Source organism: Paenibacillus ehimensis NBRC 15659 (assembly GCF_004000785.1).
In the GTDB taxonomy this organism is placed as follows: Bacteria; Bacillota; Bacilli; order Paenibacillales; family NBRC-103111; genus Paenibacillus_G; species Paenibacillus_G ehimensis.
In genome coordinates, this window is sequence record NZ_BILX01000008.1 from 33962 (window position 1) to 47847 (window position 13886).

Sequence of the window (13886 nt, forward strand, 5' to 3'; positions counted from 1 at the left end):
CCTCCTTCATGTCGTAATATAATCCCCGTTCGGCAAAGCCCTGCTCAGGCGACCGGACAACAGAGCCCACCAATCGGCCAGCGTCGGACGCTCCGCCAGCTCCACGAACGTGACTTCCGCCCCGGAGCGCCGCCACCGTTCGGCCAGACTCATGATGCGGATCGAATCCAAGCCCCACTGCGTAATCAGATTATCGTGCTCCGCAAGGGACGTCGGGGCTTCCTGCAGCAAGTCCGCCACCAGCTCCCGCAAGCCGTCCTTGGTCAACGTCGCGCTTTCCGCCGCCGGAGCCGCTTCCGATGCGGCTTCCGGCTCGGCTGCGGTTCCCGTTTCACCGCGAAGCGCCTTGACCAAGCGCTCCGTCGTCATGACGACCGCGCAGCGTTCGGCCGCGTAGGTAATCGCCAGCCGGTGCTTCTCCAGCGAGAAGTCCGCGACCGCATCGGCGACAAAGAAAGGCTCCACCTCCTGCATGAACGCTTCGCAGGAAGTCATAAGGCAGCCGATATGAGCGTAGATGCCGCATACGATTAGCTGGTCGCGGCCCAGTTGGGTCAGTCTGGCGCGGAAATCGGTCTTCTGAAAGGCGCTGTACCGCCACTTGGTCAGCACGATATCGCGCTCGTCCGGCAGCAGCTCCTTCACGATTTGCTTCTGATAGGGTCCGTCGTCGATCCCGGGACCCCAGAAATCCTGCAGCAAGCCGCGCTGCTCCAGCGTCTGGCCGCCCGGCTGGGCCGAATAGACGACCGGTATGCCCAGCTCGTGGCAAGCGCTTCGGAGCGCGCGGATGTTCTCCAGCAGCTCGATGACAGGGGATGCCCCTGCCGTGAAAGCGTCCACGAAATACTGCTGCATGTCATGAATCAGCAAAACCGCACGCTTCGGGTCAGGCGTCCAATTCACCCGGTTGGCGGGCAGGTCGGACGCCGTCGGCATCGGATAAGGCGTTATGGCAGGAAGAGCCATCGTATCTCCTCTTTTCTTTCGTTATTTTATCGGAGGCGCAGCTAAAGCCTGCTGCTTCCGGGCAATAAGCTCGCGCAGCGCCTTCTTGCTGATCTTGCCGACCCCGGTTCGGGGGAACGACTCCAAAAATTCCACCCGGTCCGGGATTTTGTAAGCAGCCAGCCCACGCTCCCTCAGGAACGCTTTGAGCTCGGCCGGGGCAGGCGCCGGTGAATACGGCACGATGAACGCGCAGGTGCGCTCGCCAAGGTAAGCATCGGGCATCGAAACGACGGCGGCGTCATGCACGCCCGGATGAGCGAGGAGATGGTTCTCGATCTCCTCCGCCGCTACTTTATCGCCGCCGCGGTTGATCTGGTCCTTGGCCCGGCCCTCGACGACAAGGTAGCCTTCAGGCGTCATTCGGGCCATGTCCCCCGTGCGGTAAAAGCCGTCCGCCGTGAACGCCCTGGCATTATGCTCTTCGGCTTTGTAATAGCCGCGGATCGTATACGGCCCCCGCGTCAGCAGATGTCCGACCTGACCGGGAGCGACCTCTTCATCCTCGTCATCCACGATGCGGATCTCGTCATAAGGCGACATCGGCCTTCCCTGCGTATTCACCACAATCTCCTCGGGATCGTCCGGTCGGGTATAGTTGACCAGCCCTTCCGCCATCCCGAAGACCTGCTGCAACGTGCAGCCCAGAATCGGCTTGACCTTACGGGCGGCCTCCGCACTGAACTTGGCCCCGCCGACCTGCAGCAGCCGAAGCGACGAGAGGTCGCTGCGGCGCGACTCGGCGGCGTCCAGCCATACGAGAGCCAGCGGAGGCACGACGGCGGTGATCGTGACGCGTTCCCGCTCGATGAGAGGGAACGCCTCGTCCGGGCTGGAGCCGCGGGACAGCACGACGCGCCCGCCTGCGTATAGCGTGCCCAGCACGCCCGGGGAGCTCAGCGGATAATTGTGGGCCGCAGGAAGCACGGCAAGATAGATGCTCTGCTCGTCGAGAGCGCACACTTCGGCGCTCATCCGCAAGCTGTAGATATAATCGTCGTGCGTGCGCGGAATCAGCTTCGGCAGTCCGGTGCTGCCGCCGGACAGCTGGAGAAACGCAACATCCCCGGAGCTTGGCCCCGGCAAATCGGGCAGCGGATCGGCATACAGGTCGCGCAGCGCCGTAAACTTCCCGGGATCGCCGGCTACGATGACATGACGCAGCGTCGGCACCTGCTCCTGTACTTGCGCCGCCAGCTCCCGGTAATCGAAGCCTGCCTCGACATCCGGAATAATATAAGCATTCGCATTTGTAAACTCGGAAAAATAAACGATCTCACTCCTGCGGTGGAGTGGAAGAGCGAATACCGGCAGCGCGCCCAACCGAAACAGCGCAAAGCATACTTCGATAAACTCCGCTATATTGGGAAGCTGCAAAATCACCTTGTCGTCCTGCCGAATGCCAAGCTTGTACAATCCGGCGGCCAACCGGTCGACTCTCGCATCCAGCTCGGCGTAGCTGATCCGGCTTGTTCCGCTGACAACGGCGATGCGGTCCCCGTAAGCGGCAGCGCGCCCACGCAGCATTTCACCGAACGTCTCGCCCTGCCAGCAGCCGGTCTCCCGGTAAAAATCCGCCATCTCTTTCGGCCATGAAGGGTATTGCGATCGCATCATTCATCCCTCCCTTACGGCTGCCGGCTGCGGCTGATTCAGCCCCATCGCCTGCAGCAGCGTCCGGAATTTGGCGGACGTCTCCGCCAGCTCGGCCTGCGGGTTCGATCCGGCAACGATTCCCGCGCCGGCGAACAGCCGCAGCTCACGGCCTTCCACCTCGGCGCAGCGAATCGTCACGACCCATTCCCCGTCGCCATTCGCATCGCACCAGCCGACTGCTCCCGTGAAGAAGCCCCGGTCGAACGGCTCGCTATCGCAAATCGTCTCTCTCGCCAAATCGGTCGGCGTTCCGCAAACCGCCGGTGTCGGGTGAAGCGCCAAAGCCAGCTCCAGCGACGATACCCAAGGATCGGACAGCTCTCCGGTAAGGACCGTGGACAGATGCCACATCGTGGAGGTCTGTACAAGCGAGGGCTCGCTTGGTACGTCCAGCCTGCTGCAATAGGGACGCAGCGCTGCAGCGACGGCTTCGATCACGACCGCGTGCTCATGCCGGTCCTTGGCCGAAGCAAGGAGCGCCTCCGCCCTCCGCCGATCCTCGACCGGATCGCTGCTGCGGGGCGCGGAGCCCGCGAGCGGATTCGCCTTCAGCCGCCCTCCCGTTCTCGTCACAAGCAGCTCAGGGCTGGCGCCGATCAGCGTTCGCGGCTCCCGGCTGTTCGTTTCGTTCGGAGTCCATGCGGCCCGGGCTTCTCCCGGGGCCAGATTCACCGCAAACGTATAGCCGTGCGGATTATGCCGGGCCAAGTTGCGGAGAAGCCGGTTGACATCGACCTTCGCCGGAAGCGTCAGATGCAAGGTTCTCCCAAGAACGACCTTGCGGAGGTCCCCCTTCTGAAAATACGCCAAAGCCCGGCTCACGCTCCGCTCGTAGACTTCCGGCTCCGGTACGGGACGCAGCTGATAATCCGATGCGGCAAGCTGCTTTTCCGCAGCCTCGCCGTGCAGCTGCAGCCTGCCGGCCCACCGGGCCGTCTGCGGCACAATCAGCTCCGCTGGCTTCGCGGGATCGAAGGGAATCGCTCCTACGACAACGGATGGCGCCCCTCCGGAAAATTGCGTGCGGGCCAGCAGCTCGGCCACGCGCTGCGGCAAGCTCTTGCGCCGATCCGCGTCTTTCTGTACGGACAGTCTGGCCGCCTCCCCTTTCGCCAGCAGCGTACGCTGCGGCGAGGCCAGGAAAAACGACGAGCCGGCTTCATACATATCGATAAGTTCAGAAGCCCATGCGGCAGGAACCGTGTCCAGGTTCACCATGTCCATCATCCCTCTCTTTTAGAATGAAATGAAATTAATTTCCCAGCGTTGCGCCGCCGTCGACGCACAAATCGCTCATGGTAATATGACCTGCCCGGTCGGATACGAGAAAAACGACCGCATCCGCAATATCGGACGGTCTTGCCAGCTTCCCAAGCGGAATGCCCAGCCGGAACGACTCCGGCGAGCCCGCGATGACCGCCCGCGCCCCGGACTCATCCGCCCACAGCAGACGCTGCATCGCCGTATCGGTCGAGCCCGGCGAGACGATATTGCAGCGGATATTGTGCTTGGCATGCTCCAGCCCCAGGCATTTGGTAAACACCGTCGACGCCGCCTTGGAGGCCGCATAGGCCGCCATATGCATGCGCGGTACCCCGGCGGCATTCGACCCTACGGTTACGATCGCCCCGGATCGGCGGAAGGCCATGCGCCGAACCACAGAGCGGGATACGTAAAACACGCCTTTCGTATTGACGGCAAATGTCGCCTCCCAGTCCTCGTCGCTATATGATTCGATAGCCCCCATCCGCAGCACCCCGGCGACATTGACGAGGATGCCGATGGGCCCCAGCTCCCGCTCGATGCGCTCCACCGCGTCCTCTACCGCCGAGCTGTCGCTTACATCAGCCGGATAAGCCGCAGCCTGACAGCCCTGGGCACTCAGCTCCGCTACAAGACGGCCAAGCCCGTCCGCGTTGCGGTCTACGGCGGCCACGGAAGCCCCGAGCTCAGCCAGCGCACGCGCTACGGCTTCCCCTATCCCTTGGGCCGCTCCGGTGACGAGCGCGACTTTTCCTTTGATTCCAAGCTCCACCTCTTCATCTCCGTCCTTTCGCCATTCGCTTTAACGTCCTCTGCTCCCCCGCATCCCCTTCCCGATAGCTCCCGCCGCCGTTCACGGCTTCGGCCGCAGCGCCAGCCGCAAAGCCCGGCTGATCAGCACGGGCAGCACCGATACGTGCCCCTCGCCTTCAAATTCCTTATATTCTACATCCAATCCGCGCCCGGACAATGCCGCCAAGCGCTCCGAGAGCGCCAGCGCGCGGTCGCAATTGCGCGAGATATGCGTCTTCTCCAGCTCGCCTACGCCGAGCAGCAGCTCGATCCGGTTCGGCGCAGGCTGCAAGCCTCTCGCAAATTCCCGCTCCGCCTCCAGCAGGAACGGCTCGTTCCAGTGAAGCGAAGGGCTTCCCGCAATATAGCTTTGAAACGCATGCGGCCTCGCAAACAGCGCGTACAGCACAAATAACCCGCCGAGCGAATGTCCGAAAATCGTCTGTCTGCTGCGGTCCACTTGAAACTCGCCTTCGATCTGCGGCTTTAATTCCTCCTCGATGAATGTCAAAAAATAATCGGCTCCGCCTTGCTCGGGAAGCGGCATGCTGTCCGATCTGTTCAAATATTGTATCGTAGGCGCCGGCGTCAGATCGTAAAACCGCTCCGGCGCGAACGGCCCATCCACCGGGTACCCGATCCCGACGATCACCGCCGGGACGATCCCGGTTTTGTCGGGCCGGCGGCTTTGCAGCCGCACGGCTTCCACCATCGTGCCGAACACCGAATTCGCATCCAGCAAATAAATGACCGGAAATCCGGCAGGAGGCGGCTCCTCCGGAGGCTTCGCCACAAGAATCTGATACCTCCGGTGATGATCGCGCGATTTCATGATCCACTGCTCCGCCCACGGAATATCGACTTTGCTGCGCGTAAGGTCCTTCAGCGTCACTTCGCTTTTTTCGTTCGGCTTGAACGTCACTATGCTTCCATCTCCTTCAATGCTTACGCTCTGAACCGCCACGCTTCCGTTCATCGGCGAATTCGCTTATTTGACCAAATGCTTGACCGTATCGTCTATAATTTTCTCGTAAGCGATCAGGCCGTTCCCGAGCCAGTAATTATCGCTCACCTCGAACACCTGTCCCTGCTTGACGGCAGGCATCGCCTTCCAAATCAGGCTGCCCGTAATTTCTTTGATCCGCTCCGTCCCCTGTCCATATTGATTGATGATGAAAATGTAGTCCGCATCCAATTCAGGAAGTATTTCCAAGGAAATAGCGGCGCTGTTCTCCTTTTCCACAAGCTTGGGCTTGCCGAGACCGAGCTTCTGGTACAGGACCTGCCCGCTCATGTAGTTCCCGCCCATCAAGCTCACGCCCCTGGCTGCGAAGCGGATGACCGCCACCTTTTTCCCTTTTGCGGCTTGATCCAGCTTCTCCTTGGCTTCCTGCACCTTCTGACGATACGCTTTCAGCGCTTGCTCCGCTTCCGCCGATTTGCCGAGCAGGCTCCCCAGGGTCGTAAGCGATTTCTCAACATCGCCGGAGGCATTCGTAAAAGCGTACGTCGGCGCAATTTTGGCATACTTCTCGTAATTGCCGTTGCCCGAGTAGCTGGTATTTTGCAAAATGATCAAATCGGGATTATAAGCCATCAGCACCTCCGGAGAAGGAGGGCCGCCCGAGAAATCGAGCCGGGGAACGCCGCTCAGCTCCTGCTGCAAATAATCCTGCCCTTGCGAACCGCTTGACCATTGGGCGACCGGCTTGATCCCCAGCTTCAATAAGGAGTCCTCCAAATACGGGGCAAAAATCCGCTTCGGCGCCGCAGGCACCTTGACCTCATGACCCAGCTCGTCCTTGACGACCTGTTCTTCGGCAGGAGCCGGGCTTTGGCCGCCTGCGGCAGCGCTTTTGTCGTTTGTATCGGCCTCCGGCACAGGGGCTGCCGCATTGTTCGCCGTGCCGCAGCCGGACAGCAGCCCGCCCGCCACGACAAGGCACAGCAAGACGGACATCGGCATGCGGCCGGCCAGCCTTAATCGATGAAGCATATCACGCATGGAATCTCTCCTTCGATGATAATAATTCTCATTCAGGAGGATTATACATCATGGTGCGAAGCGGGCACCATGGACGCTATCCTGTAATGAATTTGGACAATTCCCTGTAAACAAGAGCTGCGCTTCATCCAGCATCCGCGCCACGGACACGGCGGAATACTCGAACCAGGGGTCCGAGGAAATCAGATGCACCTGCCCGTTTCGGACGGCTTTGAGCTGACGCCACGCCGCCGAATGCTGAAGCGCCAGCCAATACGCCCGCGACGCGGCTTCGGGACATACGAGGAGCAGCAGACGGTCGGGATTCAGCTCCGCAAGCCGTTCCATCGTAAGCGGCTGGTGGCCGGACGGCTCCGCCCGGTAAACCAATTTCAGCTTTAAATCCCGGCAGAGCACGTCTTCCATGCCGCGGTTGCAATAAGCATGAAGACCTTGCCCGAAAATACGCAGGACCAGAATCCGGTCGTCACCGAGCGCCTCGCCGATGTGCGCCCGGGCCAGCTCCGCCCGCCGTTCGTAGCCGGCGATCCACTGCTCCGCCTTCTCCTCTTGCTCCAGGAACCCGGCGATCAGGCGAAGCTGCTCCCGCCATCCGTCCCGCTCCGCCGAAACGAACAAAGACGGCGCGATTTCTTTCAGCTTCCGTTTCTCGTCTTCGCCCAGCCGGTCGGTGCCGATAATCGCATCGGGGCGCGCCTGCACCAGCGTCCCCAAATTTTCCTCGAACGACCAGCTCGTATAAGGGTCCGTCAGCTTGAGGGGGCGCTTGATCCGCTCTTTATAGGCGTTATAGTAATAAGGAGTCCACTTCGAATCGAGCGGCGCCGCCGTCGGCATAATATTCAGCGCCAGCAGCTGCCCGGTGACCGAGGAAGAGCATGCGGCGATTTGCTGCCTGGCTTTTTTGACATAGTCGGAGGGAGATACGCCCACCTCCTTCTTGAATTTGCGGCTGAAATAAAACTCGTCCCGGTACCCCACCTTTTGGGCGATTTCCCGCAGCCGCTCCTCCGATTCCATCAAGTAACGCTTGGCCCGGCTAATCCGGAGGTCCGTCAAGTAATCCATCGCGCTCTGCCCGTAGGTTTTCTTGAAGAGGTCCACAAAATATTTGGGGGTAATATTCGCCATCTGCGCCAACTGTCCGATCGACAAAGGCTCGTTATAGTGCTCGTTCATAAACTCGCGGATTTCAATCAGGCTCTTCTTCGGACTCCGGCTCCTCGCAGACTTGGTTCGCTCTCTGGGCAGCCTTTCTTTTTGAAGCATAATAGCCCTCCTTCCAGTATCCACATGATGACTTCGCGATAATGATAATCATTATCAGTAAGGTATCATATCCCTTTATTTCCAGTCAATCCCGTTCAAGAAAATATAATAAACGCTTCCTTCCACCGCGCAGCGTTGATAAAAAAAGAACCGAAGAAACAAGCAACGGCGCTTCGAACCGTTGCCTTTCTCCGGTCAGCCTATAACTCAAATTGCTAGTTTGGGAGCGATTCCCCCTGATATTCCGCACATGCCGCCTCATGGAACGCCGCCCGGACTTCCTCGACGTCAATCTTGTAGCTGCATCGCATGGAAAACATGAAGCCGTCGGCGTGAGACGCGGCGATGCAATTAAACAGCGAGTAAATCGGCAGCGGATTCGGCTGCTTCACGACGGTATCGTCGTACACGTTTTGCTGCGAAAGCCCTTTGGTGCTGTTGCCCAAATAATTAAACATGAACAGGTCGAGGTGCTCGTATTGCTCCCCAAACTGTACGAGCTCCTTGATTCGGTCCCAGCTGCCACGGCAAGCGGGATCGGTAAGCAGGTGCATAAAATTGATGTTGTGGTCCTTCAAAAGATCCAACCGGGTTCTTACGGAACGAATCGTCTCTTCCTGCTTCCATCTCGCATCGATCAAGAGAGGCACGAAATCGATAAATTCCCCGATCGTATTGTAATACGACGCATCTTCGTACCTTCGTCCGTCATATAAGAACAGCAAGGGCAAATGATTCGTCCCCAAATAAGTTTGCAGCCCCTTGGCATAGACGGAAAGCGCGGCCCCCAAAGAATGCTCCTTCGCCGGTATATTCACGTTGAACAATAAAGCTTCGTCACTCGTCCGATGAGCCAGCCGACGCAGGATGTCCCGCTTGCTCCGTTGAAACGTCTCCAATTCAAAGGCCGGGATCAGTTCTTGCTCCGCGATGGCTTGGGGGCCGCGTTGAATTTGATGGACATACGCAGCAAACGGCTTGACTTCCTCCAATGGCGGCGCTTGGTCCTGAAGCAGATTTCTGTAGCAGGAGACCAGCTGCCGCTCGATGACTTCCGTCGTCACCCGGTCGCACAGGACATGATGCAGGACCCCGATCACATAATGCTCGCGCAAATTTCGTTTCAGCACGACCATTTGATACAAAATATGCTCCCCGGCGTACCGGGTGTTTTCAACGACATCCTGCAGCATGTCCATAAACGGGCCGCTCGGATCGAGGCCCGAAACGTCGATGAGGCTAAGCTTCGGCGGACGTCCGGAAGGAAACGCATACTCCTTCCAGCAAACGCACGGCTCCCCTTGGACGGGAACGCTTCTCAGCTGCCCTTGGTTTTGTACGAGCCAAGCGTAAGCCCGGTCCAGCAGCGCGCAATCCACATACTCGTCCAGCTTGAAGAAAACAAGGCTGGGAGGCGTTTGGAACTTAATCTGCATCTGTTGTATCGCCCCGAGCGGGTATTCGTGCGCCACTTGCCCCGTTTTGATCCACCGGTCCATTTGATCGTAATCGTCTTGCAGCCGCCCGCGAATAGCCTCCGCCTCATCCGCTCCCATCCGTCGCAGACCAAGACGGCGGCAAAAGACCTCTTCCTCGACCGCTTCGTGCGGCTCCGCTTCGATTTTTTGATGCAGAGGCACGATATAGTGGGGCAGGAGCGTTTTGGCCACTTTCCCGGTCATCATCCGTACGAGCCTTTCGACGCGGTCCTCCTCTGCGTCATCGCTGTAGAGAACGTAAATCTCTTTCGTTTCGTGAAGAAAATCCCGCACCAAGTACGAGACCAGCTCGTATACGCCCCCCGTTTCCCGGTGCAGCCAGGCCGTCAGCTCTTCTTTCGTTTCGATAACGCGTTCCCGCTCCTTGGCCGATTGAAGGTAAACGGCCAGCGCCCGGATCGAATTGCAGTGATAAATATCGGTTAAGGTAACGTAATAGCCCGCTTTCTCCATTTCTGTCATTAACGCCAACGCTTTCAGCGAATGTCCGCCGAGATCGTAAAAGCCGTCCAGCACGCTAAGGTTCGGAACTCCCAGAACTTCCCGCCAAATCTCCGCCAGCTCGGCTTCCAGCTCCGTGGCGGGAGCGGCATGTTCCGTCCCGGTATGCAGACTTTCCTCCGGGACCGGCAGCGCTTTGCGGTCCACCTTGCCGTTGATGGTGAGCGGGATTTGCTCCAGCTGCACGAAGTAGGACGGGATCATGTAGTCCGGCAGCTTCTGTGCCAAAGCGCTCCGCACCTCGCTTGCGGTGAACGCGCGGTCCGCCACAAAGTAGGCGCATAACTGCTTCTGCCCGCTCTCGTCCTCCCTGGCGACCACGACGGCCTCCCGGACCGCTTCCGTCTTCGCAAGCTGCGACTCGATCTCGCCCGGCTCAATGCGGTATCCGCGAATTTTGACCTGCCCGTCGATCCGGCCTTTGTATTCCAGCGTGCCGTCGGCGCGCCACCGGACCAAATCTCCCGTGCGGTAGCAGCGCTCTCCCGGCCGAAAAGGGCTCTCGACGAACTTCTCCGCCGTGAGCTCCGGCAGGTTCAAATACCCGCGCGCAACGCCGTCGCCGCCGACGAGAAGCTCCCCCCATGCACCAATGGGCAGCAGCTTCATCGAACGGTCGGTCACGTAGGCCGTCGAATAGCTGATCGGACGGCCGATTGGCACCGCTTCCGTCTGCCTACCGACGATCGGATGGGTCGTGGAGAATGTCGTATTTTCGGTCGGGCCATAAGCGTTTACGACAGCCAGCCCGGGGTTATCGCGCAGCACAAGATTGACATGCGGCACCGATAGGACATCGCCCCCGACAAGCAGCGTTTGCAGGCCGCCGAACAGCGTGCTGTCCTGCTGAGACAATTGATTGAAAAGCGGCGAGGTGAGCCACAACGTCGTAATTTCGTAACGCCGGATCGCTTCCTTCAATTTTGCCGCATTCAAGATGACCTCGTTGTTGACGAGATAAAGCCGGCCGCCATTCAGCAGCGCTCCCCAAATTTCGAACGTGGAGGCGTCGAAAACGACCGCGCCGGTTTGCAAAATCCGCGTCGTTTCATCCAGTGCGACGTAGTTGCAATTTTTCACCAGCCGAATGACGCTGCGGTGCTCGACCATAACGCCTTTCGGCTTGCCGGTCGAACCCGAGGTATAGAGGACATACGCCAAATGATTCGGCCCGGCTGCGGGCCCGATATTCGATCCGTTGCTGTCGTATGCTTGCGGAGCGTCCAAATGGATCGTTTTCCCGCTAAAGTACGGAAGTACCGGCAACCGGCCCCGGGTGAGCACAAGGTTCGCGCCCGAATCGTCCAGCATGTAGCGGATGCGTTCCTCCGGGTAACCGGGATCGATCGGCACGTACGCGCCGCCGGCTTTCAAGATGCCCAGGAGGCCCACGATCAGGTCCAAGGAACGTTCGGCCATGATGCAGACCGGTTGATCCGGCTGCACGCCTTCCGCCCGCAAGGTCCGGGCCAGCCGGTTGGCCCGCTCGTTCAGCTCGGCATACGTCAGCTGCCGGTCCTCGAATACGAGAGCCGTTCGGTCCGGCATTCGCTCCGCTTGCTCCTCGAACAGTTGGAAAATCGTTTTCTCCCTCGGGCATGCGGTCTTGTTGCCGGTCCGTTGCGGCCATTGCGCCTTCTCCTGCATCGTTACTCCCCCCCGTTCATCCTTCTTCCATTTGGCGGACAATTGCCGATAACGAAATTACATTCATATATCATACAGGATTGTAATTTATTTACTCCTCCATTTCTAATGTAAGATTAACACTATTGTTCCTTTTTTGTCCAACGAAGCTCCATCGTCTGGATGGGCAAGTCAAAAGAACCCCAATGGCAGGCTGCCGCCGCTCCGTTCAACAAGCCTGCGGCGCTCAAAATCAGAGAGCCGTTACAAACCGACGTCGTCTATTTCACGGTACCGTGTGTTTGGCGAATCCAATCCAGCGTTTCTTCGTCGTTCATTGGAGTTTTATAGTTAGGCGGACTGCAACCGGGAACGACAAGAATATCGGCTGAAGTTATTTCGGAAAAGCTGTAATCGGCATGCAAATCCCCCATTTTGGAGTCCAATTGGATAATCCCTTTTTTCTTGCCGATAAACTTTACGATAGCTCTAAAGAGCTAAAAAACGGCCGCAAAATGCGACCGTCCTTACGAACGAACATGATAATATGAAAAAGATCACTTCATTTCCCAGTTCGTGACTTGAGCAATCTCGGCATCGACGTTCTTCAGATTCATTTTCCCCATGTCCAGGAGGGTGTCCCATTGTTTTACGCGGTTTTTACCGTTAGGAGGCTGGTTGTATTCGTTGGTATCCACAACCAAGGTACGTTTGGCATGGAATTTCTTCAAGAAGGTTTTCTCGTTCGTACTGCTGCCGGAACGGGCGAGCAGGCCTTGGAGCGTATTGGAGTCGCCGGTGGCGCCTTGATTCAAAGCCGTATCGACAAACGATCCGATCGTCAACGCACTGGTAAAGCCGCGCTGACGCGCTTGTTCGACGCTGTACCGGATATACACGTTATAGAAGGTTTCCCACATCGCTTTTCTCCAAGCCGGATCGTTTTGCAGCTTTTTAATCTTGCCGCAGAAAACCTTCTCGCTATCTTTAATTTCCAGAATCGAGCCTTTCATTTTCCCGTTGATGCCAAGGCGCTTCAATGCGCCTTCGACCGACGGGTTGCCGGCTCCTTTGGCGGCATCATAGGCTTTGAAGAGTTCCGGGCCATCGGGATGGGTATCTCTGGGGCCGCCTGTGGTAGCGCCGAAAATGCCGATCGTATACCCGCGCTCATCATTAATGTCTTCGCAATACCCGTAGTATTTGATCCAGTTCAAATCGTCCTGCTCCGGTTTATTGATGAGCTTCATGATATTGTTCCACTGCTCGCCATCAAGACCCGTACGATCACGGAGGAATTGCAGGGTTTCCGGAGAGAAATTATCGTCAGGAGAGGCTGCGGCCGCTTTGGATGGCTGGAACAAAGCGGTTGCGCCAAACAAGGAAGCCAATAAGGTAAAACAACAAAGGAATGCCAACAGTTTTCTTGCCGGGCTTTTGGATGGTTTCCCATTGGACATATGCATAGTAATCCCTCCTAAAATATGGACCTCATGAATAACAACGGGCGGCTTGCCGACTCACAGACGAATTCAAATCTAATGATCCTTCTCCTTTCGTCAACCAAAATATAAACGATTATACTTTTGCACAGCAGTTAGCCCATCGGATTAACAAATTAGGCCATTTCCTCCCTTCTTCATTTTATATATAAACGTATACACTTTAGTGGGACTCACCCCCTAAAGTATAAACGTTTATACTTTTAGGCTAAAAGAGATGTCGTATTTGAAAAGCAGACCCGTGTTGCGTACAACAGCGAATCACTTTTAACCTCGGATCGCATAACCACTTACTTCCAGATTAACATCATCGCCGGTCCTTGTGAAGACACTTTTTTTAAATTTATAAAAGAAAACGCGCTCATGGAGCAGGCTTCTCCCGGGCGCGTCTTAGCTGTAGGTATTACCACTTGATTGCTTTGGGAATGTCTTCTTTTTTTACTTCTTCCCATTCTTGCGCGTAAGCGCCTTTTGCCAATACTTTTAGATAGGTCCCCGGCAGTAAGGAAAGGCTTGCCGTGAACGTGACCTCTTTCTTTTCCCCCTGGGCATTGTAACCGGCCAACACGTACTTGTATCGGCCCTCATCGGGCTCTCCCGGTTTAGTAATTTGGACATAAACATATTCTTTTGTCATTAAGGGGTTGAAACGGTCGACTACGTCTTTGTACTTTATACCAACCAGAACCGCCAAAATCACAATGACTAAAGCTGCTATGGAGCCGCCTTTTTTCATGGTTTGTCTTCTCCTTCCTTTTGTACCCT

Annotated in this window: 10 protein-coding genes and 1 pseudogene; all 11 read right to left on the reverse strand. The window is 57.3% G+C overall.

Going from position 1 to position 13886, the window contains the following annotated elements; genetic code table 11:
- Positions 1-6 precede the first annotated feature (6 nt).
- The 11 genes and pseudogenes from PEH01S_RS06905 to PEH01S_RS06955 all read right to left on the reverse strand — a co-directional run bounded on the left by PEH01S_RS06905 (position 7) and on the right by PEH01S_RS06955 (position 13857).
- Positions 7-969 (reverse strand): isochorismatase family protein, encoded by a 963-nt coding sequence (locus tag PEH01S_RS06905; RefSeq protein WP_127484465.1) that lies wholly within the window; start codon positions 967-969, stop codon positions 7-9.
- Positions 970-990: 21 nt separating this feature from the next.
- On the reverse strand, positions 991-2622 hold the full coding sequence (locus PEH01S_RS06910; RefSeq protein WP_127484586.1) for a (2,3-dihydroxybenzoyl)adenylate synthase: 1632 nt from the start codon (positions 2620-2622) through the stop codon (positions 991-993).
- A gap of 3 nt (positions 2623-2625) precedes the next feature.
- On the reverse strand, positions 2626-3882 hold the full coding sequence (dhbC, locus tag PEH01S_RS06915; RefSeq protein WP_127484589.1) for an isochorismate synthase DhbC: 1257 nt from the start codon (positions 3880-3882) through the stop codon (positions 2626-2628).
- 34 nt (positions 3883-3916) lie between these two features.
- The gene (locus tag PEH01S_RS06920; RefSeq protein WP_127484467.1) at positions 3917-4699 is read right to left on the reverse strand and encodes a 2,3-dihydro-2,3-dihydroxybenzoate dehydrogenase; all 783 of its coding nucleotides are present in this window, start codon (positions 4697-4699) and stop codon (positions 3917-3919) included.
- An 81-nt stretch (positions 4700-4780) separates the two neighbouring features.
- On the reverse strand, positions 4781-5641 hold the full coding sequence (locus tag PEH01S_RS06925) for an alpha/beta hydrolase (RefSeq protein ID WP_025849979.1): 861 nt from the start codon (positions 5639-5641) through the stop codon (positions 4781-4783).
- 66 nt (positions 5642-5707) lie between these two features.
- Entirely contained in the window at positions 5708-6724 is a 1017-nt protein-coding gene (locus tag PEH01S_RS06930) for an ABC transporter substrate-binding protein (RefSeq protein WP_127484469.1), read from the reverse strand.
- Between the two features lie 48 nt (positions 6725-6772).
- Positions 6773-7993: an ABC transporter substrate-binding protein gene (locus tag PEH01S_RS06935; protein ID WP_127484471.1), complete on the reverse strand. Its 1221-nt coding sequence runs from the start codon at positions 7991-7993 to the stop codon at positions 6773-6775.
- 215 nt (positions 7994-8208) lie between these two features.
- Positions 8209-11640 (reverse strand): non-ribosomal peptide synthetase, encoded by a 3432-nt coding sequence (locus tag PEH01S_RS06940; protein ID WP_127484473.1) that lies wholly within the window; start codon positions 11638-11640, stop codon positions 8209-8211.
- A gap of 167 nt (positions 11641-11807) precedes the next feature.
- Positions 11808-12101 (reverse strand): annotated as a pseudogene (locus PEH01S_RS35365) (DJ-1/PfpI family protein); the annotation flags it as partial.
- Positions 12102-12176: 75 nt separating this feature from the next.
- A complete protein-coding gene (locus tag PEH01S_RS06950; protein WP_246062817.1) occupies positions 12177-13085 on the reverse strand; it encodes a chitosanase in 909 nt (302 codons plus the stop codon).
- Positions 13086-13524: 439 nt separating this feature from the next.
- On the reverse strand, positions 13525-13857 hold the full coding sequence (locus tag PEH01S_RS06955) for a YxeA family protein (RefSeq protein WP_025849974.1): 333 nt from the start codon (positions 13855-13857) through the stop codon (positions 13525-13527).
- Between the last annotated feature and the right edge of the window lie 29 nt (positions 13858-13886).